Source organism: Microbacterium sp. AC035 (assembly GCF_979258485.1).
In genome coordinates this window covers 2,854,602-2,880,826 of sequence record NZ_OZ409858.1, presented here as the reverse complement: position 1 = coordinate 2,880,826, position 26,225 = coordinate 2,854,602, and the positions used below count along the sequence as shown (strand labels likewise).

27 protein-coding genes are annotated in these 26,225 nt (G+C 68.2%); 14 read left to right on the top strand and 13 right to left on the bottom strand.

Annotated elements, in window-relative coordinates; all coding sequences use genetic code 11:
* The first annotated feature begins 5 nt into the window (after positions 1-5).
* A complete protein-coding gene (locus ACZ0AA_RS13945; RefSeq protein WP_463513277.1) occupies positions 6-1,844 on the top strand; it encodes a glycoside hydrolase family 2 protein in 1,839 nt (612 codons plus the stop codon).
* Complete coding sequence (locus ACZ0AA_RS13940; protein WP_463513276.1) at positions 1,835-2,791, top strand: glycoside hydrolase family 43 protein; 957 nt, start codon at positions 1,835-1,837, stop codon at positions 2,789-2,791. Before ACZ0AA_RS13945 ends, ACZ0AA_RS13940 begins: the two co-directional genes overlap by 10 nt.
* 16 nt (positions 2,792-2,807) lie before the next feature.
* Here the strand turns inward: ACZ0AA_RS13940 and ACZ0AA_RS13935 are convergent, their stop codons facing one another.
* Both ACZ0AA_RS13935 and fdhD read right to left on the bottom strand, forming a co-directional pair.
* Entirely contained in the window at positions 2,808-5,162 is a 2,355-nt protein-coding gene (locus ACZ0AA_RS13935; RefSeq protein ID WP_463513275.1) for an FdhF/YdeP family oxidoreductase, read from the bottom strand.
* The gene (gene fdhD / locus ACZ0AA_RS13930) at positions 5,152-6,042 is read right to left on the bottom strand and encodes a formate dehydrogenase accessory sulfurtransferase FdhD (RefSeq protein ID WP_463513274.1); all 891 of its coding nucleotides are present in this window, start codon (positions 6,040-6,042) and stop codon (positions 5,152-5,154) included. Before fdhD ends, ACZ0AA_RS13935 begins: the two co-directional genes overlap by 11 nt.
* A 77-nt stretch (positions 6,043-6,119) precedes the next feature.
* Here fdhD and ACZ0AA_RS13925 point away from each other — a divergent pair, with 77 nt between their 5' ends.
* Complete coding sequence (locus ACZ0AA_RS13925) at positions 6,120-7,949, top strand: substrate-binding and vWA domain-containing protein (protein ID WP_463513273.1); 1,830 nt, start codon at positions 6,120-6,122, stop codon at positions 7,947-7,949.
* A 9-nt stretch (positions 7,950-7,958) separates the two neighbouring features.
* Complete coding sequence (locus tag ACZ0AA_RS13920) at positions 7,959-8,960, top strand: hypothetical protein (RefSeq protein ID WP_463513272.1); 1,002 nt, start codon at positions 7,959-7,961, stop codon at positions 8,958-8,960.
* A 7-nt stretch (positions 8,961-8,967) separates the two neighbouring features.
* Here the strand turns inward: ACZ0AA_RS13920 and ACZ0AA_RS13915 are convergent, their stop codons facing one another.
* Both ACZ0AA_RS13915 and ACZ0AA_RS13910 read right to left on the bottom strand, forming a co-directional pair.
* Positions 8,968-9,663 carry an ABC transporter ATP-binding protein gene (locus ACZ0AA_RS13915; RefSeq protein ID WP_463513271.1) on the bottom strand — a complete coding sequence of 232 codons (696 nt, stop codon included), beginning with the start codon at positions 9,661-9,663 and terminating at the stop codon, positions 8,968-8,970.
* Complete coding sequence (locus ACZ0AA_RS13910) at positions 9,660-10,730, bottom strand: FtsX-like permease family protein (RefSeq protein WP_463513270.1); 1,071 nt, start codon at positions 10,728-10,730, stop codon at positions 9,660-9,662. The genes ACZ0AA_RS13915 and ACZ0AA_RS13910 overlap by 4 nt, the downstream gene beginning before the upstream one ends.
* Positions 10,731-10,894: 164 nt before the next feature.
* Between ACZ0AA_RS13910 and ACZ0AA_RS13905 the strand changes: the two genes are divergently transcribed.
* Together ACZ0AA_RS13905 and ACZ0AA_RS13900 are read left to right on the top strand one after the other, a co-directional pair.
* A complete protein-coding gene (locus ACZ0AA_RS13905; protein WP_463513269.1) occupies positions 10,895-12,079 on the top strand; it encodes a sensor histidine kinase in 1,185 nt (394 codons plus the stop codon).
* Positions 12,076-12,702, top strand: a complete 627-nt coding sequence (locus ACZ0AA_RS13900) for a response regulator transcription factor (RefSeq protein WP_400863296.1) — start codon at positions 12,076-12,078, stop codon at positions 12,700-12,702. The genes ACZ0AA_RS13905 and ACZ0AA_RS13900 overlap by 4 nt, the downstream gene beginning before the upstream one ends.
* Positions 12,703-12,727: 25 nt before the next feature.
* Here ACZ0AA_RS13900 and ACZ0AA_RS13895 read toward each other — a convergent pair whose 3' ends face one another.
* From ACZ0AA_RS13895 to ACZ0AA_RS13880, 4 genes are all read right to left on the bottom strand, one after another.
* The gene (locus ACZ0AA_RS13895) at positions 12,728-12,991 is read right to left on the bottom strand and encodes a type II toxin-antitoxin system RelE family toxin (RefSeq protein ID WP_463513268.1); all 264 of its coding nucleotides are present in this window, start codon (positions 12,989-12,991) and stop codon (positions 12,728-12,730) included.
* Positions 12,988-13,248, bottom strand: a complete 261-nt coding sequence (locus ACZ0AA_RS13890; protein ID WP_463513267.1) for a type II toxin-antitoxin system prevent-host-death family antitoxin — start codon at positions 13,246-13,248, stop codon at positions 12,988-12,990. The genes ACZ0AA_RS13895 and ACZ0AA_RS13890 overlap by 4 nt, the downstream gene beginning before the upstream one ends.
* Before the next feature lie 51 nt (positions 13,249-13,299).
* The gene (locus ACZ0AA_RS13885; protein ID WP_463513266.1) at positions 13,300-14,166 is read right to left on the bottom strand and encodes a lysostaphin resistance A-like protein; all 867 of its coding nucleotides are present in this window, start codon (positions 14,164-14,166) and stop codon (positions 13,300-13,302) included.
* 99 nt (positions 14,167-14,265) lie between these two features.
* Complete coding sequence (locus ACZ0AA_RS13880; RefSeq protein ID WP_463513265.1) at positions 14,266-15,228, bottom strand: LacI family DNA-binding transcriptional regulator; 963 nt, start codon at positions 15,226-15,228, stop codon at positions 14,266-14,268.
* A gap of 152 nt (positions 15,229-15,380) precedes the next feature.
* Between ACZ0AA_RS13880 and ACZ0AA_RS13875 the strand changes: the two genes are divergently transcribed.
* The 7 genes from ACZ0AA_RS13875 (at position 15,381) to ACZ0AA_RS13845 (ending at position 23,082) form a co-directional block, all read left to right on the top strand.
* Complete coding sequence (locus ACZ0AA_RS13875) at positions 15,381-16,913, top strand: mannitol dehydrogenase family protein (protein WP_463513264.1); 1,533 nt, start codon at positions 15,381-15,383, stop codon at positions 16,911-16,913.
* A complete protein-coding gene (locus ACZ0AA_RS13870) occupies positions 16,910-17,914 on the top strand; it encodes an L-idonate 5-dehydrogenase (protein WP_463513263.1) in 1,005 nt (334 codons plus the stop codon). The genes ACZ0AA_RS13875 and ACZ0AA_RS13870 overlap by 4 nt, the downstream gene beginning before the upstream one ends.
* A 72-nt stretch (positions 17,915-17,986) precedes the next feature.
* Complete coding sequence (locus ACZ0AA_RS13865; RefSeq protein ID WP_400863308.1) at positions 17,987-19,378, top strand: MFS transporter; 1,392 nt, start codon at positions 17,987-17,989, stop codon at positions 19,376-19,378.
* 82 nt (positions 19,379-19,460) lie between these two features.
* Positions 19,461-20,687: a D-mannonate dehydratase ManD gene (manD, locus tag ACZ0AA_RS13860; protein WP_400863309.1), complete on the top strand. Its 1,227-nt coding sequence runs from the start codon at positions 19,461-19,463 to the stop codon at positions 20,685-20,687.
* A complete protein-coding gene (locus tag ACZ0AA_RS13855; RefSeq protein ID WP_463513262.1) occupies positions 20,677-21,330 on the top strand; it encodes a bifunctional 4-hydroxy-2-oxoglutarate aldolase/2-dehydro-3-deoxy-phosphogluconate aldolase in 654 nt (217 codons plus the stop codon). The genes manD and ACZ0AA_RS13855 overlap by 11 nt, the downstream gene beginning before the upstream one ends.
* Positions 21,327-22,280 carry a sugar kinase gene (locus ACZ0AA_RS13850; protein WP_463513261.1) on the top strand — a complete coding sequence of 318 codons (954 nt, stop codon included), beginning with the start codon at positions 21,327-21,329 and terminating at the stop codon, positions 22,278-22,280. The genes ACZ0AA_RS13855 and ACZ0AA_RS13850 overlap by 4 nt, the downstream gene beginning before the upstream one ends.
* Before the next feature lie 40 nt (positions 22,281-22,320).
* Positions 22,321-23,082, top strand: a complete 762-nt coding sequence (locus ACZ0AA_RS13845) for a Pr6Pr family membrane protein (RefSeq protein WP_463513260.1) — start codon at positions 22,321-22,323, stop codon at positions 23,080-23,082.
* Positions 23,083-23,225: 143 nt separating this feature from the next.
* Here the strand turns inward: ACZ0AA_RS13845 and arr are convergent, their stop codons facing one another.
* The 4 genes from arr to ACZ0AA_RS13825 form a co-directional block, all read right to left on the bottom strand.
* Entirely contained in the window at positions 23,226-23,636 is a 411-nt protein-coding gene (arr, locus tag ACZ0AA_RS13840) for an NAD(+)--rifampin ADP-ribosyltransferase (RefSeq protein ID WP_463513259.1), read from the bottom strand.
* Positions 23,637-23,788: 152 nt separating this feature from the next.
* Entirely contained in the window at positions 23,789-24,043 is a 255-nt protein-coding gene (locus ACZ0AA_RS13835) for a hypothetical protein (RefSeq protein ID WP_463513258.1), read from the bottom strand.
* The gene (locus ACZ0AA_RS13830) at positions 24,040-24,276 is read right to left on the bottom strand and encodes a hypothetical protein (RefSeq protein WP_042540995.1); all 237 of its coding nucleotides are present in this window, start codon (positions 24,274-24,276) and stop codon (positions 24,040-24,042) included. The genes ACZ0AA_RS13835 and ACZ0AA_RS13830 overlap by 4 nt, the downstream gene beginning before the upstream one ends.
* 148 nt (positions 24,277-24,424) lie before the next feature.
* A complete protein-coding gene (locus ACZ0AA_RS13825) occupies positions 24,425-24,991 on the bottom strand; it encodes a TetR/AcrR family transcriptional regulator (RefSeq protein ID WP_463513257.1) in 567 nt (188 codons plus the stop codon).
* A gap of 52 nt (positions 24,992-25,043) precedes the next feature.
* On the opposite strand from ACZ0AA_RS13825, the gene ACZ0AA_RS13820 reads away from it, so the two are divergent.
* Positions 25,044-25,364, top strand: coding sequence for a DUF952 domain-containing protein (locus ACZ0AA_RS13820; protein ID WP_463513256.1), 321 nt, complete (start codon positions 25,044-25,046; stop codon positions 25,362-25,364).
* Positions 25,365-25,401: 37 nt separating this feature from the next.
* On the opposite strand, the gene ACZ0AA_RS13815 is transcribed toward ACZ0AA_RS13820, so the two are convergent.
* The gene (locus ACZ0AA_RS13815) at positions 25,402-26,199 is read right to left on the bottom strand and encodes a siderophore-interacting protein (RefSeq protein ID WP_463513255.1); all 798 of its coding nucleotides are present in this window, start codon (positions 26,197-26,199) and stop codon (positions 25,402-25,404) included.
* Positions 26,200-26,225 lie beyond the last annotated feature (26 nt).

The window sequence follows — 26,225 nt, the reverse complement described above, 5'->3', positions numbered from 1 at the left end:
TCTGCATGCTGAGAATCGATGCGTCGCCGCCCCCCACCGCGAGCCAGGGGGACGGAACCTACCCGCGTCCTCAGCTGGTCCGGACCGAATGGAGCGACCTGACCGGCCGATGGGGCTTCGCCGTCGACGACGACGACCGCGGCATCCGAGAGAGATGGTTCGCGAATCCTGCTTTCGAGACGTCGATCGTGGTGCCCTTCCCGCCCGAGTCGTCGGCGTCGGGCATCGGCGATCCGCGCCCCCATACGGCGCTGTGGTACCACCGCGTCCTCACACGCGACGAGGTTCTGGCCTCGGGCCATCGCGACGGACGACGTCTCATCCTGCGCTTCGGAGCAGTCGACTACCGCGCTGTCGTCTGGGTCGACGGGCATCGTGTCGGGTCGCATGAGGGAGGACACACGCCGTTCTCGGTCGACATCACCGACGCTGTCGAGCTCGAGAACGGGGGCCATGTCGTGGTCCGGGTTGAGGATCGGGCGACGGATGTCGCCCAGCCCCGCGGCAAGCAGGACTGGCGTGATGAGCCCCATGCGATCTGGTACCACCGCACGAGCGGCATCTGGCAGCCGGTCTGGCTCGAATCCGTTCCCTCCGGCCCGGCGATCGAGTGGATCCACTGGCGCGCTGATCTGCCGTCCGGTCGCGTGCACGCTCGCATCGGCCTCGCCGGTCCGCCCTCGGCCGAGTGCGTGGTCGAGGTCGAGCTGCGTCATGGCGACACCCTGCTGGCGTACGCCTCGAGTCTCACCCGCGAATCCGAGGTCGAGATCGACATCCCGCTGCCCGGTCAGGAGAACGGCCAGGCCTATGAGGAGCTGCTGTGGTCGCCCGAGAGCCCGCGACTCCTCGACGCCGTCATCCGGACCTCGGACGACGGAGCGCCACTCGATGCGGTGTCGTCGTACCTCGGCCTTCGATCGACCAGCGTCGATCGGCGCCACTTCCTGCTCAACGACAGACCGCGATTCGTCCGCTCAGTGCTCAGCCAGGGATATTGGCCCGACACTCATCTCGCCGCCCCGTCGGCGCACGCCCTGCGCGAAGAGGTCGAGCTCATCAAGGAACTCGGCTTCAACGCTGCCAGAGTGCACCAGAAGTTCGAGGATCCGAGGTTCCTCTTCTGGGCGGACCGGCTCGGGCTCATGATCTGGGCTGAGGCGCCCGCCGTCTTCGCCTTCACGTCGACCGCCGTCGAGCGCACGGTGCGCGAATGGCTGGAGGTCGTCCACCGAGACTTCTCGCACCCCTCGATCGTCACCTGGGTGCCGCTGAACGAGAGCTGGGGCGTTCAGCACATCGCGCACGACAGTCGCATGCTGCACCATGCTCTGGCGCTCGTGCACCTGACGAAGGCCCTCGATCCGACCCGCCCTGTCGTGTCGAACGACGGGTGGGAGCAAGCCGACACCGACATCGTGGCGATCCATGACTACGAGGGCGATGGCGACGTGATGGCTGCGCGCTACAGGGATCGGAGTGCCGTCGACGCGATGATCACGGGCCTCGGACCGGCAGGCAGGCGTCTCGTGCTCACAGGTGACGTCGACGATGCACCCGTGATGCTCACGGAGTTCGGCGGCATCTCCTTCGACGTGCACCGTACGGATCACGCCTGGGGCTATACGCGCGCCAGCTCCGACGCAGACTTCCGTGAGCGGCTGAGCTCGCTGATGACCGCGATCCACGACAGCGACGCCCTTGCGGGGTATTGCTACACCCAGCTCACCGACACGCTTCAGGAGACCAACGGCCTCGTCGGAGCCGACCGGGTCCCCAAGCTTCCCGTGGACGAGCTGCGCGCGATCATGGTGGGGCCGAGAGGGGCACAGCCGTGGGAGTGAGGATTCGCGAGAGCGCGGGCGATGCCGGCCACCGGCCCGTGCATCCCGGCTACTTCGCCGACCCTTTCGTCCTTCGCCTACCCGACGGCACTTATGCGGCGTACGGAACGAATCCGACGGCGACGTCGACCGAGGGAGTCTTCGAGGTCCTGCTGTCGGACGATCTCGACACGTGGCGCAGTGCCGGTCTGGCATTGGTGCGGCTCAGCCCTGAGTCGGGCGACGAGTACTGGGCGCCGGAGGTCTGCTTCCGCGACGGCGCGTGGTGGATGTACTACTCCGTCGGGCACGGCATCAGCGGCCATCATCTGCGCGTCGCCCGCGCGGCTGAGCCGACGGGCCCGTTCCATGATCTGGGCGTGAATCTCACAGCTGACGAGACCTTCGCGATCGACCCGCACCCGTTCCAGGACGCTGACGGGCAGTGGTACCTGTACTTCGCGCGTGACGTGCTCGACGCGGAGCGGCCCGGCACGCATCTCGCGGTCGCTCATCTGCCCGCGCCCGCGCAGCTCACCGAGGCGCGGAGCGTCCTCGAGCCCTACGCCGATTGGCAGATCTACGAACGAGCACGCCCGATGTATGACGGGACCTTCGATTGGCACACTCTCGAAGGCCCGGCTGTGGTGCACAGGCAGGAGAGGTACTGGATGACGTTCTCCGGCGGCGCATGGACGGGCGCCGGCTACGCGGTGTCCTGGGCGTCGTCAGCGAGTCCGCTCGGCCCGTGGACCGCCGCACCGTCGTCAGCGCCTCCTCTTCTCGAGTCGGGCAGCTCGTTGATCGGCCCTGGTCACAACTCGCTCTTCATCGGGCCGGACGGGTACGACCGCATCGCTTTCCATGCGTGGAACGCCGACCGGTCCGAGCGGCAGATGCACGTCGCATCCATCGACTTCGCGGCTGAGGAGCCCGGTCCTGAGCCGGAAGAGCGCGACCGGGTCTAGTCCCCGGCGAGCGCGCTCACGAACCGCTGCGCGAGACGGTCACCTGGATGCTCTTCATGAGCGGCTGGTCGCTCTGCACACTGAAGTCCTTGCGACCGATCAGCACGTTCATCTCGGGCATGTACCCGGCGGCGCTGCCACGAGGAAGGTCGTACGGCACCGCGCGGAATGCTGTCAGCATCCGTGTCGAGCCGTCTTTCGAGGTCGAGACGATGTCGACCGGATCGCCCTCGACGAGCCCCCGGTCGCGCATGTCGTCCTCGTGCAGGAACACCAGCTCTCGCAGGTTCTTCACGCCGCGGTAGCGGTCGTCGTTCGAGTAGATCGTCGTGTTCCACTGATCGTGGGAGCGCACGGTCTGCAGCACCAGGGTCTCGACCGATTCGGGGATGACGTTCGGCAGCGGCGCGAGGGAGAACTCGGCACGGCCCGACGGGGTCTCGAACACCCGCTCCCTGGCAGGCTGCGGGATGCGGAATCCGTGCCTGTCTCGGATCAGGTCGTTGAACCCCTCGAACCCGGGCAGCACCCTCGCCATCACGTCGCGGATGTTGTCGTAGTCGCCGATGTACCAATCCCACGGGGTGGTGGTGTGCGGCAGCGTGGCCTTCGCGATTCCGGCGATGATCGCCGGCTCCGACCTCAGATACGCGGATGCCGGCTGCTTGCGCCCCATCGAGAGGTGCACCATGCTCATCGCGTCCTCGACCGTCACTCCCTGCGGCCCCTGTGCCTGCCGGTCGCGCTCGGTGCGGCCGAGGCAGGGCAGGATCAGCGCCTTCTCACCGTGCACGAGGTGACTGCGGTTGAGCTTGGTGCTGACCTGCACCGTCAGCCGGCACTTCTCGAGACCCTGCGCCGTGAACGGGGTGTCGGGGGCGGCGAGCACGAAGTTGCCGCCCATGCCGACGAACACCGTGACCCGCCCGTCGTGCATCGCCTCGATGGTGCGCACGGTGTCGAGTCCGGGGTGCCGCGGCGGATCGATGCGGCAGACCTCGGCGAGGCGGTCGAGCCATGCGTCCGTCGGACGGTGGTCGATGCCGCAGGTGCGGTTGCCCTGCACGTTGCTGTGCCCGCGGATCGGAGACGGGCCTGCACCTCGACGGCCGATGTTGCCACGGAGAAGCAGCAGGTTGACGATCTCGCGCACCGTGTCGACGCCGTGCTCATGCTGGCTGACGCCGAGACACCAGCTGATGATCGTGCGGTCTGCGGCGAGGTAGACCGCTGCGGCCGCTCGGATCTCGTCTTCGGTGAGACCCGACTGCGTGACCAGCTCGTCCCACGGCGTGGCGTCGACCAGCTCGCGGTAGGCGTCGACGCCATTCGTGAGCGACCCGAGGAACCCGGTGTCGAGCACCGAAGGATCGGTGGCTGCGGCCTCGAAGACGACCTTCGACATGCCTCTGATGAGAGCGAGGTCACCCCCGGGGCGCACTTGCAGGTTCATGGTGCTCGTGCCCGTGGCCTTGAAGCGCGCCATGTCGACGAAGTCATGCGGCACGATCGTGCGGGTCGCGCCCGCTTCGACGAGCGGGTTGACGTGCACGACCTGCGCGCCGCGCTTCACGGCATCCGAGAGCGCCGTGAGCATGCGCGGGGCATTGGATGCCGCGTTGACGCCGAGGACGAAGAGCGCGTCGCACTCATCCCAGTCATGCAGGTCGACCGTGCCCTTGCCCGTGGCGATCGAGGCCTTGAGCGCGCGGCCGGAGGCCTCGTGGCACATGTTCGAGCAGTCGGGCAGGTTGTTCGTGCCGTATTCGCGCACCATCAGCTGATAGAGGAAGGTCGCCTCGTTGCTCAGACGACCGGACGTGTAGAAGGCGGCCTCGTCCGGGCTGTCGAGACCCTGCAGCTCGTCGCCGACGAGCGCGAACGCGTCGTCCCACGAGATCGGCACGTAGTGATCGGTCGCGGCGTCGTAGACCATCGGCTCGGTCAGGCGGCCCTGGTCTTCGAGGTCGAAGTCGGGCCAGGTCGCGAGTTCCGTGACGGTGTGCTCGGCGAAGAAGCGACGGTCGACCCGCTTGCGCGTCATCTCCCAGGTGACGTGCTTGATGCCGTTCTCGCAGATGTCGAGCTTGAGATTACCCGGGTCGTCCGGCCAGGCGCATCCGGGGCAGTCGTAGCCCGAGACCGGATGGTTCATCTGCAGCATGGCGAGAGGACCGGCGATCGGCTCGCGTTGATCCAGCACCACGCGCCCCACTGACACCGCCGCACCCCACCCCGCGGCGGGGTGGTCATAGGGCTTGCGAGACCAGGGTCGATCGGTGCGAGGGCCGTAGCCACCCTGGCGCGGCTCGGCGGGCATCAGCCCGAAGGCGGTTCCGGACGTTCCCGCGGGTCCCTGACTATCGAGCATGACGTGCCCCTCCTTCAGCGTGCGCGGACGGCGCGAGTGACTCGGCGCCGATATGCACCCGCTGCGCGTGCGTGTAGATGTTCATCGACCGCCCTCGGACGAACCCGATGAGCGTCACCCCGGACTCCTCTGCGAGCTCCGCGGCAAGAGACGACGGGGCCGAGACTGCACTGAGCAGAGGGATGCCGGCCATGGCGGCCTTCTGCACCAGCTCGAAGCTCGCCCGGCCCGAGACCTGCAGGACCTGCCGGCGCAGCGGCAGTCGGTCGTTCAGCAGCGCCCAGCCCACCACCTTGTCGACGGCGTTATGACGGCCGACGTCTTCGCGCAGCACGAGCAGCTCGCCCGTATCGGCGTCGAAAAGTGCAGCAGCGTGCAGACCGCCGGTCTTGTCGAACGCCGCCTGCTCGGCACGCAGCCGATCGGGGAAGGCAGCGATCTGCTCGGCCCCGACCCGGACGTCGTCATCGCAGACCGGATGCCGCGACACCGTGCGCACCGCGTCGATGCTGGCCTTGCCGCACACCCCGCACGAGCTGGTCGTGTAGAAGCGTCGAGCAGCGTCGGGGTCGGGAAGCGCGACGCCGTGGGCGAGGCTGATGTCGAGGACGTTGTACGTGTTCCCCTGGCCGCCAGTGCCTGGGCCGCCGCAGTGGATCGCCGAATGGAACTCGTCGGCCCGGGCGATGATCCCTTCGGACACGAGGAACCCCGCCGCCAGTTCGACGTCATGTCCCGGAGTGCGCATCGTGACTGCCAGCGGCGCGCCCGCGACACGGATCTCCAACGGCTCCTCGACGGCGAGCGTGTCGGCGCGACGAGTCGCACCGTCACCGAGGGTGAGCTTCAGAATCGGTCTCCGCGTCGTGATCCGCCCCACACCAGCGAGCGTACTCCGCGGTCACGGGATCGGATCGATACGTGATCGGGAGGCCGATACCTGGGTACCCTAAGCCCATGAGCGCGCCTCGCACAGCACGACGGACACCCGCCGCCCTCGCCATGGCGGCGATCGTCGCATTGGCACTGACCGCCTGCACCGGCGGTGGAGGCGAGCAGGGCACGACGAGCGACGGTGGCCAGGGATTCCCCGACGACGGCTGCACCCACATCGCCGTCGCCACCTCGTCTGAGAAGGTCAACATGCTCGACGAGCTGGCCAAGGCGTTCAAGGACTCACCGGAGCACGAAGGTCTCGAGACGTGCGCCACCGTGCGACCGACCAATGTCTCGTCCGGCAACGCGACGCGCTTCCTCACCTCCGGCGAGGACTGGCCGAGCGATGACACGTCGCTCTGGCCGACTCTGTGGTCTCCGGCATCCACCGTCTGGACCGATCGCGTCGCTGCTGCCGCGTCGCCCAGCCTCGTGGGCGAGCCGAAGTCGTTCACGCGCACTCCGGTCGTGTTCGGCATGCCCGAGCCGATGGCCACCGCGCTCGGCTGGCCGAACGCGCCCATCAGCATCAGCGACCTAGAGACCCTCTGCCAGGACCCGGCCGGATGGGGCAGCGTCGGCAAGGACATCTGGGGCGCGTTCAAGATCTCGAAGACGAACCCGAACACCTCGACGACCGGGCTCTCGACGATCCTCATGCAGTCCTATGAGGCGACGGGCAAGGCCGAAGGGCTCACCTCGGCGGATGTGGAGGCATCGGCCGACTTCTCCCGCGTGTTCGAGGAGTGCGTCATCCACTACGGCGACACGACCGGCAACGTGCTCTCGACTCTCTACGACGAGACCCAGAACGGCTCGAACGGCTCGGCCTACGTCTCGGCCGTCGCGCTGGAGGAGACCTCTCTGCTCAACTACAACCAGGGCAACCCCGACTCGCACACCGTGCAGCCGGGTGAGACCCTGACCCCGCCGAAGACGAAACTCGTCGCCGTGTACCCCGAGGGCGGCTCGATGTGGTCGGACAACCCGATCACGGTGCTCGGCGCCGACTGGGTGACCGCCGAGCAGCGCACCGCAGGTGAGGCGTTCGCCGAGTTCGTGCAGACCACCGCGGCGCAGAAGATCCTCCCGGACTACGGGTTCCGGCCGCTCGATGAATCGGTGCCGCTCGGCGACCTGTTCACCGCCAAGTTCGGCGTCGACCCCGCGCAGCCCGCCGTGACGCTGCCGAAGCCGGAGGTCGATGTGATCTCCACCGCCATCGATCAGTGGACGCAGGTGCGCAAGCCCTCGTCGGTGCTCGAGCTCATCGACATCTCCGGATCGATGGACGACCCGATCGGCGACGGTCGCTCCCGTCTCGACGGAGCGATCGAGGGCGCGCAGTCGACGCTGAATCACTTCCGCTCGACCGACGAGATCGGCGTCTGGGCGTTCACCACCGGAATCTCCTCCGACGAGGGTGAAGGCATCCAGGTTCTCCGCGACGTGACTGCGCTCGGCTCGGACGGTGAGAAGCTCGACTCGTCGCTCGACGACCTGCGCTACGCGCAGCGCAACGGCACTCCCCTCTACGACTCGGTCCTGCTCGCCTACGAGGCGATGAGCGAGCGGGCCGAACCCGGTCGCATCAACGCGATCGTGGTGCTCTCCGACGGCGAGGACACCGACTCGAGCACCTCGCTCGACTCGCTCATCGCGAAGATCGGCAAGAGCACCAAGGAGGGCGGCGACGATGCTCCGGTGCGTATATTCCCGATCGCGTATGGAGAAGGCGCGGACACGTCTGCGCTGCAGCGGATCGCGGATGTCACCGGTGGGCAGCTGTTCGACGCCTCGGATGCCGAGCGCATCGACCTCGTCTTCGCCTCCGTGATCAACAACTTCTGAGGTCCAGCGATGCCGTATCTCTCCTCATCGAACAACCCGTGGATCGAGGATGCCGTTGCGGGCATATCCGGTCAGAACATCTATGTCGATCCTGACGTGTCCGGAGGCCAGGGCCTGACGGACGCTCTCGCCGGGGTGGTTCCCGGTGACGGTTCGATCGCGGTGGTGGTGCTGCCGGCGGATGCCGCACGCGACACCCCGTACAGCACCTACATCCTCGAGCAGCTCACGGCGGGCGCAAATCAGCAGACCGTGATCGTCGCGATCGGCGACGACCTGCAGGCGGCATCGGCTGCGATCGGCGACGACGCGCTGCGCATCGCCAACGAGAACGAGTCCTCGGGTGGGAGCCTGCAGGATCAGCTCGTCGAGACGGTGCAGGAGATCTCGGCCGAGACGCCGACCTCGTCGAGCGGGGGCGACGATGTCGCCGGCGGTGCTGCGATTCCGCTGGTGATCGGCGGCGTCGTTCTCGTCGCGGCCGCCGTGACGGCCGCGGGGCTGATCGCGCGTCGCCGACGTCGCACGCCGGCCGTCTCGACGGACCCGGTGCCCGCCGGCATCCGACTGCGGGTGAATCGCCTGCGCGAGCTCCGGGCCGACTACGCGGCGGTGCCGGGCAGCCCTGTCGCCGCCGAGACGGCGGCGGGGATCGATGCCCTGGCCTCGCACGTCGAGCAGCTGTTCATCCGGCTGGATGCCAAAGCGGGTGAAGACCAGAGCGTGCTCGCCGAGGCCGAGTACTCCGACAAGCTCGCCCGCCTGGTCGCGGCCCTCGATCGCGACTACCTGTTCGACCTGCTCACGCGACCCGACCTGTGGGACGCCCCCGACGAGCGCATCGCCGAGGTGCGCGAAGCGCTGTCGGCGGTCTCCACCCAGATCGTCGACAACATCAAGCAGGTCAATGCCCGCAAGGGACTGCTGTTCCAGGTATCGCTCGACTCGCTCATCGGTCGCAGCGAGCTGCGCGACTGGGAGCGTCAGTTCAAGCAGAGCTCCGGCGACTAGTCGTCACTCAGCGCCTCGGAACGGGGGCGTCGACGACGCGGCCGTCGACGAGGTGCAGCACCCCGTGCATGCGCGGAAGGTGCACGAGGTCGTGGGTGACGAGCAGCGTCGAGGTGTTCCGTTCATCGGTGAGCCGCAGAATGAGGTCGATGATCTGAGCCCCGCGTTCCTGATCGAGAGCGCTGGTGGGCTCGTCGACCAGCAGCACGCTCGGATCGTTCATGAGGGCTCGAGCGATATTCACTCGCTGACGCTGCCCGCCCGAGAGCTGGTGCGGCCTCTTGTGACCGTGCTCGGCGAGGCCGACAGCCGAGAGCAGCTCACCCGCATGCGCGGACGCCTCCGCGCGACGGCGTCGGCTGCGCGGAGCCCCGAGCTCGTTCATGACGCTCAGCTGCTCCCGGGCAGTCAACGACGGGATGAGGTTGGGCTGTTGGAAGACGATCCCGATCCGGTCCCGCCGCAGACGCGTGGCGTCGGCCGGGCTGAGTGCCGTGACGTCGCTGCCGTCGATGAGGATCTCGCCGGAATCCGGACGCAGGAGGGTGCCGGCGACGGCGAGCAGACTCGATTTGCCGGAGCCGCTGGGTCCCGTGATGCCGGTGACGGTTCCGGGGTGAGCGGTGAGTGAGACGCCATCCACAGCGGTCACCCGCGAGTCGCCGTCGGGGAAGGTCAGGGTGATGTCGTTCAGGCGGATCATCGGTTGCTCCCGAGGGCGGTGAGGGGATCGGCGGAGGTGACGGATCGCAGGGCGAAGGCAGCACCTGCGAGACCGAGGGCGATCATGATGCCGCCCGGAAGGATCGTCGTGAGAGGGCTCAGCAGGAACGGAAGGGCGGTGCCGGCGAGCAGGCCGAGCACGGTGACCAGTCCCAGACCTATACCGATGCCCACCAGCAGGACGATCAGCGCCTGGCCCAAGGCGTCGCGGATCAGGGAACGCGTGCTCGCCCCGAGGGCTTTGAGGACGGCGACATCGCCCTTGCGCTGCATGGTCCAGACGGTGAAGAAGGCGCCGATGACGAGTCCCGAGATGCCGAAGAGCATGGCCACCATGAGCAGCAGCGATCCGATCTCGGAGCGGAAGGCGCTCAGCGCCGTCAGCGATCCGAGGGTCGTCTCGGAGATCGTGTCGTTCGCGGTGTCCGCGGCATCCCAGTCGGGAGCCCCCGTGACAGCGAGGACGGTGGCGTAGGCATCGGGGTTCCCGGTGGATGCCGAGTACGCCTGCCAGTCGTTCAGAGTCATCTGCACGACGGGCGTATGGCTGTACCAGTCATCTCCCTCGACCGTCTCGACGTCGTAGGAGACGCCGGCGATCTCGATCTGCTCTCCGACCTTCACGGCGAGCGCATCCGCGGCGGGCACCGAGAGGCGCAGCCGACCGTCCGCGGAGGGCGCACCGGCGTCGAAACCAGGCTCGACACCGAACACCGCGATCGCGGCACGGGTGTCGTCGGTCTCGGCGCGGGTCTGGCTGATGCCGAGGGGGCGCGCGTCGCTCACTCCGACCGTCGCCGCCCAGTCCTTCGCCTGCTGCTCGGTGATGGCGGAGTCCGCGAAGCTGGCCGCGCCGTCGCCGCCCGAGGGGGCGGAGAACACGATGCGATCTGCGGGAAGCGCGAGCACACCCGAGACGTTCTGGATGGCGAGGCCTCCCGTCAGTCCGCTGAGGAACCCGACGAGAAGAGTGATGAGGGCGACGACGGAGCCGATGAGGATGAATCGCCCCTTGGCGAAGCGGAGATCGCGTAACGCGACGAACATGGTGTGGCCTTTCCTGTCTCCGATGCGGCGACCATTCCACTTTCGCCGCCGGTGTCGTCCCGGTCATCGGCCACCGGGACGGGCTTTCGCACCCGGGATGAGGACGCCTCGATCGTCCTTTCGGACGATGCGGCCGCTCGGTGCGGCGGCGTAGAGTTCGATCCATGGCGCATACCGCTCTGACCCCGGTGTTCGTGGGTCTGCGGACGGGCCTTCACGTTCTCTTCTTCGCCCTGACGGGGGTCGTCATCGCCCGCGCCGCGCTCGACCCGTCGGATTCGAGCGTCTCCGCGATCGTCCTGGCTCTGATCGTCGGCGCGACGTACGCGTCGGGTCTGCTGCTCGCTCGCCTCTCGCACGGACGACGTCTGGTGTCGCTGATCTGGCTGGCTCTGCTCTCGGCGGAGTGGCTGGGCCTGCTCTGGGTGAGCGCCGATGCCGCCTACCTCGTCTTCCCGCTGTTCTTCCTGTTCCTCCATCTGCTGGGGCGCTGGGCAGGATCCGCCGCGATCCTCGCCGCGACGATCGTCGCGGTCTGCGCCCTCGGCATCCGTGGCGGATGGAGCGTCGGCGGGGTCGTCGGCCCGTTCGTCGGCGCCGGCGTCGCTCTCCTGATCGGCCTCGGCTACCAGGCCCTGGCGAGGGAGGCGCAGCAGCGCGAAGCGCTGGTCGGTGAGCTGCTCGCGACGCGCGGGCAGCTTGCCGCGCGTGAGCACGAATCGGGTGTTCTCGCAGAACGCGCCAGGCTCGCCCGCGAGATCCACGACACGCTCGCGCAAGGACTATCCAGCATCCAGATGCTGCTGCACGCCGCGGAACGCGCCGACGACACGCGCCCGGGGATCGAGCACATCCGGCTCGCGCGCGAGACGGCTGCCGCGAATCTCGTCGAGGCGCGGCGGTTCATCCGCGAGCTGACTCCTCCCCAGCTCGACGACCAGACCCTCGGCGGGGCGCTGCGCCGTTTGGCCCGCACGCAGTGGGCGACGCAGGGGCTTGACGTGCACGTGCGGGTGCCCGACACGATCGTCCTCCCCATGCACCTGCAGACGGCCCTGCTGCGCATCACTCAGGGTGCGATCGCCAACGTCATCCAGCACGCTCACGCGAAGACGGCGACCGTCACCATCGGCATAGAGAACGACCGCCTGCGCTTCACCGTCGAAGATGACGGAACCGGATTCGATGCGGAGCTTCCTGCACCGGGGACCGCCGAGAAGTCCGATTCCTTCGGTCTGCGCGCCACCGCCGAGCGAGTGCAGCAGTTGGGCGGACGACTCGAGATCGACACCGCGTCCGGTCGTGGAACGACGCTCACCGTCGACCTCCCGCTGACGGAGTTCGCATGATCCGCCTCGTCATCGCCGACGACCACCCCATCGTCCGCGCCGGCCTCACGGCTCTGTTCAGTCTCGAACCGGATCTCGAGGTGGTCGCCGAGGCAGGCACCCCCGATGAGGCAGTGGCCTGCGCCGAGCGTGAGAACCCTGACGTGGTCCTGATGGACCTGCAATTCGGCTCTCAGGCCAAGACCACCGGCGTGGATGCGACTCGACGTATCCGTGCGCTCGAGGCTCCGCCCTATGTGCTCGTGCTCACGAACTACGACACGGATGCCGACATCCTCGGGGCCGTCGAGGCCGGTGCGAGCGGCTACTTGCTGAAGGACGCCCCGCCGCACGAACTGACCGCCGCCGTGCGCGCGGCGGCCGCCGGAGAGAGCGCTCTCGCGCCCGTGATCGCCTCCCGCCTGCTCGATCGCATGCGCGCACCCCGCGTCAGCCTCAGCAGCCGCGAGATCGAGGTGCTCGAGCTCGTCGCCTCCGGGCGATCGAACAGCGAAGTGGCAGACGAGCTCTTCGTCAGCGAGACGACGGTGAAGTCGCATCTCGCGCACATCTTCTCGAAGCTCGACGTCAGTTCACGCACCGCGGCCGTCTCGGCAGCCCGCCGGAAGGGCATCCTCCGCTGAGATCTGGCCGCGCAAACTGCGGTGCTCAGATGTCGTAGACGGCGCGTCGGTGCGCGACGCGGACTACCGTCACGAGCACCTGCTCGTCGATGACCTCGTAGAGCACTCTGTAGTCGCCGATTCGCACTCGCCAGGCGTTGTCGTAACCGGCCAGCTTGCGACACCCGTGCGGACGCGGGTCTCGCTCGAGCTCGGCGACCCCGGCGAGGATCCGTCGACGGATCTGCGGGTCGAGCTTGCGGACCTCTCTGGCTGCGGCAGTGGTGAACTCGATCCGATAGCGCGTCACTTGACTTCCGCACGCAACTCATCCAACGCCACACGCTCGCCGTCATCGGCCGCCCGCGCGGCAGCGAACTCCGCGGCGTCGCGTGCCGCCTCGAGCTCTTCGAGCAACTCGAGATCATCGACGCTGATCACCACGGCCGTCAACTTGCCATGACGCGTGACGCCCACGCGCTCCGAGCCGTAGGCGACCCCGCCGAGGACATCGGCAAGACTGTCGCGCAGATCCTTCGAAGGCACACTGCGGCTGATCGTGTTCATGCGTCAAGAATAGCAGTTATGTACATAATGGCGATATTTTGCATTACTGACTCATGCCTGCGGGTTCGCTGCGATTCTCCGCGCCTTGCGCGCGCGATGGTCTTCCCGCGCGGCGCTGATCACGCCGGCGATTGCGAGGGCGATGAGAAGCGTCTGGATCGTCGCCAGCACCGGTGTCAGCGGTCCCAGGTCATCGCCGGACGACATCGCCTCGGCGGCACTCGCCTCTCCGGACGCGAGATAGAGAGTGAAGTCGGTGAGCGCATGGATCGCCATGCCCACCCAGAGGCGGCCGGTGACCCGTCGCACCCAGTAATAGAGGCTGCCGGTCATGCTCAGGAAGGCAACCTGGAAGGCGATCGCCGCCGGAGGCACGCCCGCCCAGACGCTGCCGACTGTGTGCGCGGCACCGAAGAGCAGCGAGGTGGCGAGCAGGGTGACGAGTTCGCCGTGCCGTTCGCGCAGCGCGGTGAACACGATGCCACGGATCACGAGTTCCTCGCCGAAACCGACCATGATCGTCCCGACGAGCACGATCATGACCGTGCCGAGCCCCCGCTCCGCCCACGGGATGCCGGGCAACTGCACGAGAGGCAGCGCGACCAGCAGCACCGGGATCGCGATGAGCCAGAGACGACGTGGTCGCATGCGCAGCGTCGACGTGTTGCGCCACACATCACGCCACCAGCCCGCCCACCAGACGAACCACAATGCGAGACCGATGGCGATCGGCAGGGGAATGAGATGGCTGAGCGCGAACTCCGCCGTGACATCACCCTCGGGGGCGAAAGAGCCGGCGATGTTGCCGAGCACAGCGGCGAACAGGATGTAGATGATGAGGGCGACCACGCCCACCCAGAAGCGTCTCGGCACGCGGTCACCGACTCGCTCGCTGGTGTCGTCCTGGGGTTGCGGCATGCGCCGGTCACCTTTCCTCAGCCGTACATCAGTATGCCGATATTCCGGCAGTATCCGGTTTCAGACTAGCGACCGCCGAGCATCGCCCCACGCTGGTCGTCAGGCGGCGGGAGCAGCGGTCGACGCGCGCACGATCAGCTGCGACCCCAGCGTCACGACATCGTCGATCGCGGTGCCGTTCATCGCCTGCAGCAGCAGGTCCACCGCGAGCGCACCGCTGCGCTCGATCGGCATCCGCACCGTCGTGAGAGCCGGGGTGACCGCACCCGCGAGGTCGATGTCGTCGATTCCGACGATGCTGATGTCGGCGGGGCAGCGCTTGCCGAGTTCGAGCAGCCCGGCCTCGAGTCCGAGGGCGACGAGGTCGTTGTAGGCGATGACGGCCGTGGCACCGCTCGCTGCGGCCGGCGCGGCGGCGGCTCGCCCGCCCTGGATCGAGGCGGCGTGGTGGCTGAGCCCGGTGAGGCGGATGCCATGGCGCTCGCATGCCCGGGCGACGGTGTCTGCGCGGCGCACGTCCGCCCACGAACCACGAGGACCGGCGGCGTACGCGATGTGCGTGTGACCGAGAGCGGCGAGGTGCTCGATCGCCTGGGCCGGCCCATGCTCGGTGTCCATCAGCACGCAGGGAGCACCGTCGATCTGGCGGTTGACCACGACATAGGGCGTGTCGCCGACGAGTTCGAGCACGTCGGCATCGGGCAGACGCGGCGAGCACAGCAGCATCCCGTCGAGCTTGCGGGCCTGTTCGATCTGCTCGCGCTCACGGCGCAGGTCTTCATCGGCGTCGAACAGCACGATGCGGTGGCGGCCGTGCCAGGCCTGTCCCTGGATCGCTTTGAGCAGAGTGGCGTAGACGGGGTTCGAGACGTCGGGCACCACGACCCCGAACGTGCGGGTCGCTGTGGCGGACTGCGAGGTCGCGTAGCCGAGCTCTCCCGCAGCCTCGAGCACGCGGCCGAGAGTGTTCGGGGCGAGGCGATCCGGCTCTCCGAAGGCGCGGGACGCGGTCGCGATGGACACGCCTGCACGCCGTGCCACATCTGTCAGCGTCGCTGCCATGTCGATCTCCCGCCCTCGCAGGCAATCCTACGATCCTCACCCCTGATGTAAAACGGCTTGACATGTTTGTACAAACACTGCACACTGATTTTCATGACGATCAACGCCGATCACCCTCAGCGGTGCGCGGCCCCGAGCGAAGGAGCCACCGCGTGAGCATCCCAGCACCGGCCCTGCGCCGCACGACTTCAGCGACGGCCTCGCCGCTGGTCGCCCCGACCGCTGCAGGCATCCTGCACCTCGGACTCGGCAGCTTCCACCGCGCGCACCAGGCCGTCTACACGGCGGCTGCCCTGCAGTCCGCCGGCGGCGACTGGGGGATCATCGGCGTCGCCTCGCGTTCGCGCTCCATCGTCGACGCGATGCACGCCCAGGACATGCTGTACTCGGTCGCGACCATCGCGCCAGGCACCACCTCGCTCACGATCCCGGGCGTGCACACCGACGCCTTCGTCGGCGCCGAGCAGCCCGAGCGCGTCGTCGCGCAGATCGCCGACCCCGGCATCCGCATCGTCACCCTCACCGTCACCGAGAACGGGTACAGCTACTCCCCCGCGACGCAGCATCTCGATCTCGACGACGACACGGTACGCTCCGACCTCCGCGGCGGCGCAGCCCGCTCGACGATCGGCCAGCTCGCCCGAGGACTGCGGGCGCGTGCCGCGGCCGGCGGGGCACCGATCTCGATCCTCAGCTGCGACAACCTCTCGTCCAACGGCGCTCACACCGAGAAGCTCGTCCGCGAGTTCCTGCATGAGCTTCCCGGTTCCGAAGGCGCGGATGCCCTCGCGTTCCTCGACCGCGCCGTCTCGTTCCCCTCGAGCATGGTCGACCGCATCGTGCCGTCGACCACGGCCGAGCTGCGCACCCGCGTCAGCACTCTGCTCGGCGCCCGCGACGACATCCCCGTGCCCGCCGAGCCGTTCACGATGTGGGCGATCGAAGACCGCTTCGCCGGCGGCCGCCCTGCGTGGGAGGCAGGCGGCGCCGTATTCACCGACGAGGTCGGACGCTATGAACAGATGAAGGTGCGCCTGCTCAACGGCACGCACTCCCTGATCGCCTACCTCGGCGCGCTCAGCGGTGTCGGCACGATCCCCGAGGCCATCGGACTCGACGGCATCGAGAGCGCCGCGCGCGCGGTGCTGCGCGACGAGTACGAGCCCTCGATCGAGGTGCCGTCCGGCGTCGACATCGACGCCTACGAGAGCGAGCTGTTCGAGCGGTGGGCCAACAGCGCTCTCGGGCACCGCACGAGCCAGGTCGGAACGGACGGATCGGTCAAGCTGCGCCAGCGCATCCCCGAGCCCGCTCTTCTCGTTCTGCGCGACGGCGGGATGCCGCACCTGATCGCCCTGACGGTCGCCGGCTACCTGTCGTGCATCGCACCCCTGCCCGGATTCGACCCCGGTCTGCACGCCGCCGCGATGACCGACGGCGCCCGCGTGCGCCTGTCGGGCTACGCGGCGAGCGCACGCAACGGTCGCGAGCTCGCACAGCGCGTGATCGGCGAGCTGCACCTGTTCGGTGATGAACTCGGATCGCAGGATGCGTTCATCGCCCGCGTCGGCGAGCTCGTCGACATCGTCCAGCGACGCGGCGTCGATGCCGCGATCGCCGATGCCGTCTCGGCATCCCAGACAAGCACATCATCATTCATCAGCGCAGAGGAGATGCAGCCATGAAGGCTCTCGCCATCCACGGCAAAGAAGACATCCGCTGGGAAGACCGAGAGGTGCCGACCCCCGGCGACGGCGAGGTGCGCCTCCGCGTGAACTACGTCGGCATCTGCGGATCCGACCTGCACTACTACTTCCACGGCGCCAACGGCGAGTACACGATCCAGGAGCCGCTGACTCCCGGTCACGAGCTGTCCGGTGTCGTCGACCTCGACCCTTCGGGCCGCCTCGCTCCCGGCACCCCCGTCACCGTGCACCCCGCGCGCTACGGCCCCGAGGTCAGCGGCCTCGAGGCTCACCCGCACCTGCGCCCCGGCGGCGACTACTTCGGCAGCGCCGCGGCGAACCCGCACCGCCAGGGCGGAGCATCCGAGCTGCTGATCGTCGAAGAGCAGATGATCCGCGTGCTCCCGGCATCCCTTCCGCTCGAGCGTGCTGCCCTCGCCGAGCCGCTCGCCGTCGCGATCCACGCCGTCAGCCTCGCCGGTGACATCACCGACAAGCGGGTGCTCGTGATCGGCGCCGGACCCATCGGCCTGCTCGTCGTGGCCGCGGCACTCCACGCCGGCGCCGCTGTCGTGGGCGCCAGCGACGTGCGCGAAGAACCCCTCGACCGGGCCAAGGCCCTCGGCGCGACCGAGGTCTCGCTCGTCGGCCGCGACACGATCGACAACGAGTCGTACGACGTCGTCTTCGAGTGCTCCGGCGTCGGCGTCGCGCTCACGCAGGCCGTGCGCGCCGCCCGCCGTGTCGGCACCATCGTGCAGGTCGGGATGCTCCCCAACGCGGACATCGGAGTGAACCTCGCCCCGATGCTCGCCAAGGAGCTCACGATCCGCGGCGCCTTCCGCTTCTCCACCGAGATCGACGACGCGGTCGCCCTGCTGGCCGAGTCCGACACCCTCGACTCCGTCATCTCCCACGTCCTCCCGGCATCCGACGCCGTCCAGGCCTTCGAGCTCGCTCGCGACTCGTCCGCTTCGGCGAAGGTCCTGCTGGCGCTGTAGCAACACCCCCACCCGGCGGCCGAGCCGCACCGCAGAACCCCACCCTGTTCCTGGTCCGAAGGAGTACCTCCCATGTCAGAACCGCAGACGACGGCCACGGCCGCCGACCCCGCCGAGAAGAGGTCGGTGCGCGACCTCGTGCGCGCCGCCATATCCGGATGGCTCGGCACGGCGCTGGAGTTCATGGACTACCAGCTCTACTCGCTGGCAGCCGCGCTGGTCTTCGCCGATCTGTTCTTCTCCTCCGAGAACCCGGCAGTCGCGGTCGTCGCCGCGATGGCCACCTACGGCGTCGGCTATGTCGCGCGCCCGGTCGGTGCCTTCTTCTTCGCCCGTCTGGGTGACAAGACCGGCCGCACGAAGGTGCTGTTCTACACGATCCTCCTGATGGGTCTCGCGACCACCCTGATCGGCTTCCTGCCGACGTACGACCAGGTGGGCGTGCTCGCGCCGATCCTCCTCGTGCTGCTGCGCATCGCGCAGGGCTTCGGAGCCGGAGCCGAGATCTCGGGTGCGGGCGTCATGCTCGCCGAATACGCACCGGCCAAGCGCCGCGGCATCATCGCCTCGCTCGTCGCCCTCGGCACCAACTGCGGCACACTGCTCGCCTCGGGCATCTGGGCCATCCTCCTCGTCGCCTACAGCGAAGACGAGGTCATCGCGTGGGCGTGGCGCATCCCCTTCATCGCCAGCGCCGTCATCATGCTCTTCGCGATCTGGGTGCGCTTCAACCTCAAGGAGACCCCGGTCTTCGAGGAGCGCGACGACGTCGTCGACGGCAAGGCGCTCTCCCGCGACGAGGTCGTGAAGCTCGCCACCGAGACCAACGACATCCGCACTCTCGAGGCGCTGCAGCGCAAGCCGTGGAAGGCGTTCTCGATCGCGCTGCTGCTGCGCTTCGGCCAGGCCGGCAACTCCGGCATGATCCAGACCTACCTGATCAGCTACATCACCGTCGTGCTGCTGCTCGACCGCTCGATCGGCGTCAACGCCGTGATCGTCTCGTCGCTCGTCGCCTTCATCACCGTTCCGCTGTCGGGCTGGCTCGGCGATCGCTTCGGCCGCAAGCGCATGTACATGGTCTGGTCGGTCGTCGCCCTGATCATCATCGTCCCGACGATTCTCATGATCAGCAGCAAGGACACCGTGCAGGTCTTCGTCGGCTACGTCGTGCTGCACAACCTCGCGGTGATGAGCTTCGCGTCGCTCGAGAACCTCACGCTGCCCGAGCTCTTCGGCTCGCGCAACCGCTACACCTTCACGGCCATGGCACGCGAGATCGCCGCCATCGTCGCGACCGGCGCGGGCCCCGTCATCGCCGCCGCATGGGTGTCCGCCGTCACCGGCTCGTTCATCCCGATCATCATCATGCTGTTCATCTTCACGCTGAGCGCGCTGATCGCCTCGATCTGGATGCCGGAGGTCGCCGGCCGCGACCTGACGGACCCCCGCGACGCGATCTGATCGCCCCGCACATCATGACCCGGGGTGCGGGCGCCCGAACGCCCGCACCCCCCACTTCGCCCCGCATCCTCAGGAGAACGACATGACCATCGAGATCGTCGACGTCAACATCACCAGCCCCGGACGCAACTTCGTCACGCTCAAGATCACGACCTCCGACGGCATCGTCGGTCTGGGCGACGCCACGCTGAACGGACGCGAGCTCGCCGTCGCCTCCTACCTCTCCGACCACGTCGCCTCGATGCTCGTCGGCCGCGATGAAGACCGCATCGAAGACACCTGGCAGTACCTCTACCGCGGCCCGTACTGGCGTCGCGGCCCCGTGACGATGGCGGCGATCGCCGCAGTCGACATGGCACTGTGGGACATCAAGGCCAAGAAGGCCGGGATGCCGTTGTACCAGCTGCTCGGCGGCGCCAGCCGCGAGGGCGTCCGCGTCTACGCCCACGCCTCCGGCACCGACTACGCCGCGCTGAAGAACGCGATCACCGGCTACGAGGAGCTCGGCTACACCGCCGTGCGCGTGCAGACCGGCGTGCCCGGCCTCGGCCAGATCTACGGCGTCTCGAACGCCGGCCCCGGCGTGCGCTATGACTACGAGCCCGCCAAGCGCTCGGGCGACCGCCCGAGCGAGGAGACGTGGGACACCCGCAACTACCTCAACCACATGCCCGGGATCTTCTCGCAGATCCGCGAGGACTTCGGCACCGACCTGCGCATCCTGCACGACGGACACCACCGGATGTCGCCGATCGAGGCCGCGCGCTTCGCGAAGGACATCGAGCCCTACGATCTGTTCTGGCTCGAGGACTGCACCCCGGGTGAGGACCAGACCGCGCTGCGCCTCGTGCGCCAGCACTCGACGACGCCGCTCGCGATCGGCGAGGTCTTCAACTCGGTGTTCGACTACCAGACCCTCATCACCGAGCGCCTGATCGACTACGTGCGCTCGGCGGTCACCCACACGGGTGGCATCACGGCCATGAAGAAGCTGCTCGACTTCGCCGCGATCTACGGCATCAAGTCGGGCATCCACGGTCCGACCGACATCTCGCCCGTCGGCATGGCCGCGGCGCTGCACCTCGACCTCGCGATCCACAACTTCGGCATCCAGGAGTACATGCCCCACAACGAGCAGACGCTCGAGGTGTTCCAGACCTCCTTCACGTTCGACAAGGGCTTCCTGCACCCCGGCGACGAGCCCGGTCTCGGTGTCGACCTCGATGAGGATGCTGCGGCCGGCCACGAGTACACCAAGGCGTATCTGCCGGTGAACCGCCTGCTCGACGGGACCGTCCATGACTGGTGAGGCACGCCGGGTCGCCCTGCCCCAGCGCACGGTCGACTCCCGTCTGATCGTCGTCGCCCGCGCGAAGCGGGCCGAGGACTACGACGCCGTGCTCGACGTGCTCGTCGACGCCGGCATCCGCAGTGTCGAGCTCACACTCACGACTCCGGGCACGTTCGAGCACTTCCCCCAGCTGCTCGCCCGATTCGGTGACACGGTCGACCTCGGCATCGGCACCGTCACGAACACCGGTGATCTGGCGCGGGCGATCGAGGTGGGCGCCGCCTACATCGTGACGCCGATCACCTCGACCGAGTTCGTCACGCAGGCGACGGATGCCGGTGTGCCGATCGTCCCTGGCGGACTCACCCCGACCGAGCTTTTCGCCTCGTGGTCTGCGGGCGCCTCTGCGGTGAAGGTGTTCCCGGCAGGGCAAGTGGGTCCCGCGTACCTCAAGGATCTGCGCGGCCCGTTCCCCGACCTCGTCGCAGTGCCCTCCGGGGGCGTCGATCTGGCGGGAGCAGAAGCGTGGCTGCGGGCCGGCGCCGTCGCGGTGAGCGTGGGCGGACCGCTGCTCGGCGACGCCTTCGCCGGCGGCGACCTCGCCGCGCTGCGCGAGCGGGCGGCGGCGTTCGTCGAGGTGTGCGCGCGGGAATCCTCGTGACCGTGCCATCGGTCGTCACGCTCGGCGAGACCATGGCCCTCGTGCGCACGACCGAGATCGGCTCGCTGCGGCACGCGAACTCCCTGGCCTTCGGCATCGGCGGCGCCGAGAGCAACGTCGCGATCGGCCTCGCCCGCCTCGGCATCCGGACCTCGTGGCTCGGACGGATCGGCGACGACTCCCTCGGCGAGCGCGTCGCGCGGGAGATCCGCGGAGACGGCGTCGATGTGCGAGCAATCGTCGACCCGGATGCCGCGACCGGCCTGATGGTGAAGGAGCGGCCGTCCGCCGCATCCACCGCCGTGCACTACTACCGTGCGGGGTCGGCCGGGTCCAGGCTGCGCCCCGAGGATCTGCCGGACGGATGGGTCGAAGACGCGTCCCTGCTGCACATCACGGGCATCACTCCGCTGCTGTCCGCTTCTGCGCGCGCCGTTCTGCACACGGCGATCGACCGGGCTCGCGCAGCCGGGACGACCGTGAGCTTCGACATCAACTACCGATCGGCCCTCGCAGCGCCCGAGATCGCAGGACCGGTGCTGCGCGATCTCGCCGAGCGTGCCGACATCGTCTTCGGCGGCGCCGAGGAGTTCGACATCCTGTACCCCGGAATGTCAGCTGCGGATGCCGCTGCACGTCTGCAGGAAGCGGGGTGCGCGACGACCGTGCTCAAACAGGGACCCGACGGCGCCTCGGTCTTCGCTGCCGATTCCGTGATCGGCGCACCCGGTTTCCCGATCGACCCCGTCGACACCGTGGGCGCGGGAGACGCCTTCGTCGCCGGCTATCTCAGCGCCCTGCTCGACGGCCACGACATCGACGCCGTCCTCCGGCGAGCGAATGCCTGCGGCGCGATGGCGTGCCTCGTTCCCGGCGACTGGGAGGCTGCGCCCACCTTGCGCGACCTCGAGCGTTTCCTCGACGGGGATTCCGACCCGGTGCGGCGCTGAGTCGGCGTTGACGCCGCCCGAGAACGCGTAGCCTCGAAAGATGTCCAAAGCCGTCATTTCTCCGTCCACGGCTTCCGGCCACACTGATTCCGAGCCCATCGGCAGATCGCTGTTCTCGCACGCTGCGGTGAACTCCCGACCGGTCGCCCTCGTCTACCGGCTCATAGCGCTGGCGGTCATCCTCACCGGCATCATCCGGCACGCCAACCTCCTGACCGGTGAGCCGTCGTGGACGACCGTGCTGTTCTACACGATGGTCAGCAATCTGCTGTGTCTGGTCTGGGTGCTGCTCCTCCTCGTCCGCACCGCCCGAGACCTGCGTCAGAGCGGCCCGTTGGGCACCTCGACGCCCAGCGCCCGGGGCAGTGGAGCGGTGATGTTCGCGATCACCGTCACGATGCTGATCTATCTGATCGTGCTCGTGCCCACGAGGTTCGCCGACGGCGACGCCGAGATCTTCTCGCTCACCGACAACCTGATCCACATCATCACGCCCGTGCTGGTGATCGTCGACTGGCTGGTCTTCGTCCCGAAGGGGTCGTTCCGGTGGGTCGATCCGCTGCTGTGGACGCTCATCCCCTACGCGTATCTCACCTGGGCATTCGTCTATGGGGCGCTCGGCGGAGAGTTCACGCCCGGACAGGTGTATCCGTACCCGTTCATGGACGTCGACGCGCTCGGTCTCGTCGGCGTCGCCCAGTGGATCATCGCCCTGACGGTGGCTCTCGTCGCCGTCGGCTTCGTGTTCGTCATCATCGACCGCGCGCTCGGCTCGATCGCCGTTCGGGTCGCGCGACGCTGATCCGTCCCCTCTCCCGTCCGCGTCCCGTCGATTGCAGGCGTCCCCCGGTTCATCTGCAGGACTGCGGCACGGATGCAGGATCGAACGAGACTTCCCGCCACGCATCCGCGCTCGGGTCCTGCAGACGTGTCGATCCCGCCGCCTCAGTTGATGATCTCGGCGCGCTCGTCGGCATGGAGTGCCGAGATCCGCTCCCGCCAGGCGGCGAGCGCCTCCGGTGAGAGGCGGGTCCAGTCGAGCACTTCGCGGACGACCCTCAGCGGCGCAGCGCTGCGATAGGAGCGGGTCGGATTGCCGGGGAACTTCTTGTCGGTCACGTTCGGGTCGTCCTCGAACGCTCCGGTCGGCTCGACCTCGTACACGCGGGGCTCACGATCTCCCGGGGCGAGCTCCGCGGCGAGACCCGCACCATCGGCCACGGCCGTGAAGTAGATGTGATTCATCACGATCTCGGGGCGGTAGTTGGAGGCGAAACCTGCCGTCAGGAGATCCCCCGTGCGCAGTTCCGCCTTGGTGCCGTGGAAGAAGGGCCCGTCATCCAGTACGTCGCTCACCGGCACAGCCTACGACTGCTCCGGACGCCACGAAAGGGTGCTGTGCCCGGGCACGCGATCTGTGCGTCGGAAGGAGATCTGCGCCTGGGGAGGACGAATCCTGGGGTTCTCTCCTCCCGAGGCGCAGAACTCCTCCCGTCGGAGCGCCCGCCTCAGTCGCCGGAGCGGCGCGTCCCGACACCCGGCTCGTCGTTGTGGATGGATTCGTCCTGCACCGACGACTCTGACGACGGGTCCACGCGCACCGCACCGGAGCCACCCGAATCGGCACCCGCGTTTCCGGCGGGTGTCTCGCCGACCTGATCGGGGTCATCCGCGTTGCGGTCCTCGATGAGCGCGGCGATCCCCTCCTCGGAGGGTTCGGCTCCCCCGACATCGCGACCGGGCTCTTCGCCGCGACCGCTCACTCGGTGCCGTCCCTCAGATCCGACGGCGCGTCGCCGCTGTGCGGCAGCCCTTCGTCTTCCGGGGCGAGATCGCCCTGCCCGTCCTCGCCGAGTTCGGCCTCGAGCGGCTCGTCGCCCTGCGTCTCAGGCTGCGAGGTGTCGGTGGGGAATGTGCCATCGGTGAAGTCGTCGACCGGGGGTACTCCCGGCATGTTCGGCGGGAAGCTGTTGGCGAATGCGTCGATGTTCGACATGGTGCCCTCCTCTGATTCGTCCGGATCATCATGATCCGTCGGATCTGCGGCGAGCGCAGGGCGGTTGACAGCTGACCTCGAGGCGGGGAGGATTCCGCCCGTCTGAACGGGTACGGGTACGGGTACGGGTTCGGGATTCTGGTCGAAGTCAGCCAGGCAGACCGAGCGCGCGCAGGACACCATCGACGTGATCATCGATCTCGGCTGGAGTCGGGGGTTCGGCCAGGCCCAGCAGTCGACGTCGATGGGGTTCGCCGAGCAGCGCGGTGAAGAGCATCTCCGCGGTCACCACGGCATCCGCCGGCAGATGCGACGCGAGGAAGCCCTGAGCGCGTCCTGGTCCCTCGTCATAGAACTCCACAGCGAGAGACGGATGCCGGCCAGCAGCGGCGATGATCGCGCGGTGGATGCCGATCGCCTCGTCTCCCAGCAGGTGCGCCAGGATCGCTCGGGATGCCGAACGCAGGTCGTCTCCCGCGTCCCCGGCCTCGCCGAGATAGGAGTGCTGTCTGCGGATCGCCGCCCGCACGAGGCCGGCCCGGTCGCCGAACACTCCGTACAGGGTGCGTTTGGCGACGTGCGCGTCGGCGGCGACGCGATCGAAGGTCAGCGCCTCGAAGCCCTCATCGCTGAGGAGTGCGACCACGACGTCGACCACTCGCTCGTCTCGGGCGGTCGCCTCATCGGCGGAGGGCCGACCTCGTTTTCCCGTCATAGGATGACTCTAGCAATAATGCTACGAGTTCGTTTCATTTAGGGAGTCCGTCATGTCCGACCTGATCCACCACATCGCCATCCAGGACGACTGGGAGATGAGCCGAGCGTTCGGCGAGTACGTCGTCGCGACGCGCGGCATCCATCTCGACGACGAGGGGTTCATCCATGCGACGACCGCGGACCGCCTCGATGACGTGCTCGCCGCCCGCTTCAGCGACCTCACGCTCCCCCTCCTCGACATCGCGATCAGCCCCGAAGGCCTGGCCGCCGAGGGCATCGCCGTCGAGTGGGTCGATGGCCACGCGCACATCCTCGGCGCCCTCCCTATGACGAGCGGTGTGGTGGCCTCGGAGACGCCGATCGCGCGCTGACTCGAGAAAGCTGCCGGATGCTCGACGCGGCTGACGCCTACTCGATCTGGCCGATGGGCTCGCGCTTCTCGGCCTGGAACTGATCTTCAGCACGGCCACGTGCCCAGTAGGCCGAGATCGACAGCGACTCTCGTGGCACGTCGCGTTGCTTCAGCAGGGCCCGGACGGCCTTGATGGTGCCTCGCTCGCCGTGCGCGAAGACTCCTGGGTGACCCGCAGCCCAGGGCAGCTCGGCGAGAACGGCCAGCAGTTCGTCATCCGTGTCAGTCCATCGGACCGTCACGCCGGCCGGCACGTCGGGCAAGATGCGATCGGCGGGGTCGGCGACGGTGAGGATGACGTAGCCGACGGCATCCGCATCCATCGCCTCGACAGCCGAGGAGATCGCGGGGAGGGCCGTGTGGTCGCCGATGAGCAGATGCCAGGGAGTTCCAGGCACCGGCAGGTACCCGCCGCCGGCACCGCTGACGACGAGAGTGTCGCCGACCTGCGCCGACCGGGCCCACGGGCCCGCGACGCCCTCGTCGCCGTGCACGACGAAGTCGATCACGAGGCGCTGCTGCTCGGCATCCGCGGCGCGCACCGTGTACGTCCGCCGGGTGGGGAGCTTCTCGGGACTCTCCTCCCGCAGCTGCGCGAGATCGTAGGGAGGAGTGAGCCCGTGACGGGGGTCTGCGAACAGGATCTTCACGTACTTGTCGGCGAAGACATTGTCAGTGAAGGCCTCATACCCGTCGCCTCCGGCCGTGATGCGCACGAGGTCAGGGCTCACCTGCTCCACCTGTTGCACGCTGAGCACGGCTTGGCTGGGGGTTCGGCGAGGCTGCTCCGGCATGTGCGTCTCCTGACGGTGAAAAACGA

Excerpts from the sequence above, each read along its gene's own strand:
- ACZ0AA_RS13945 (WP_463513277.1), top strand. The coding sequence starts at position 6 with ATGCTGAGAATCGATGCGTCGCCGCCCCCCACCGCGAGCCAGGGGGAC.
- ACZ0AA_RS13935 (WP_463513275.1), bottom strand. The coding sequence starts at position 5,162 with ATGCTCGATAGTCAGGGACCCGCGGGAACGTCCGGAACCGCCTTCGGG.
- ACZ0AA_RS13925 (WP_463513273.1), top strand. The coding sequence starts at position 6,120 with ATGAGCGCGCCTCGCACAGCACGACGGACACCCGCCGCCCTCGCCATG.
- ACZ0AA_RS13920 (WP_463513272.1), top strand. The coding sequence starts at position 7,959 with ATGCCGTATCTCTCCTCATCGAACAACCCGTGGATCGAGGATGCCGTT.
- ACZ0AA_RS13915 (WP_463513271.1), bottom strand. The coding sequence starts at position 9,663 with ATGATCCGCCTGAACGACATCACCCTGACCTTCCCCGACGGCGACTCG.
- ACZ0AA_RS13910 (WP_463513270.1), bottom strand. The coding sequence starts at position 10,730 with ATGTTCGTCGCGTTACGCGATCTCCGCTTCGCCAAGGGGCGATTCATC.
- ACZ0AA_RS13905 (WP_463513269.1), top strand. The coding sequence starts at position 10,895 with ATGGCGCATACCGCTCTGACCCCGGTGTTCGTGGGTCTGCGGACGGGC.
- ACZ0AA_RS13900 (WP_400863296.1), top strand. The coding sequence starts at position 12,076 with ATGATCCGCCTCGTCATCGCCGACGACCACCCCATCGTCCGCGCCGGC.
- ACZ0AA_RS13890 (WP_463513267.1), bottom strand. The coding sequence starts at position 13,248 with ATGAACACGATCAGCCGCAGTGTGCCTTCGAAGGATCTGCGCGACAGT.
- ACZ0AA_RS13885 (WP_463513266.1), bottom strand. The coding sequence starts at position 14,166 with ATGCCGCAACCCCAGGACGACACCAGCGAGCGAGTCGGTGACCGCGTG.
- ACZ0AA_RS13880 (WP_463513265.1), bottom strand. The coding sequence starts at position 15,228 with ATGGCAGCGACGCTGACAGATGTGGCACGGCGTGCAGGCGTGTCCATC.
- ACZ0AA_RS13870 (WP_463513263.1), top strand. The coding sequence starts at position 16,910 with ATGAAGGCTCTCGCCATCCACGGCAAAGAAGACATCCGCTGGGAAGAC.
- ACZ0AA_RS13865 (WP_400863308.1), top strand. The coding sequence starts at position 17,987 with ATGTCAGAACCGCAGACGACGGCCACGGCCGCCGACCCCGCCGAGAAG.
- manD (WP_400863309.1), top strand. The coding sequence starts at position 19,461 with ATGACCATCGAGATCGTCGACGTCAACATCACCAGCCCCGGACGCAAC.
- ACZ0AA_RS13855 (WP_463513262.1), top strand. The coding sequence starts at position 20,677 with ATGACTGGTGAGGCACGCCGGGTCGCCCTGCCCCAGCGCACGGTCGAC.
- ACZ0AA_RS13845 (WP_463513260.1), top strand. The coding sequence starts at position 22,321 with ATGTCCAAAGCCGTCATTTCTCCGTCCACGGCTTCCGGCCACACTGAT.
- ACZ0AA_RS13830 (WP_042540995.1), bottom strand. The coding sequence starts at position 24,276 with ATGTCGAACATCGACGCATTCGCCAACAGCTTCCCGCCGAACATGCCG.
- ACZ0AA_RS13825 (WP_463513257.1), bottom strand. The coding sequence starts at position 24,991 with ATGACGGGAAAACGAGGTCGGCCCTCCGCCGATGAGGCGACCGCCCGA.
- ACZ0AA_RS13820 (WP_463513256.1), top strand. The coding sequence starts at position 25,044 with ATGTCCGACCTGATCCACCACATCGCCATCCAGGACGACTGGGAGATG.
- ACZ0AA_RS13815 (WP_463513255.1), bottom strand. The coding sequence starts at position 26,199 with ATGCCGGAGCAGCCTCGCCGAACCCCCAGCCAAGCCGTGCTCAGCGTG.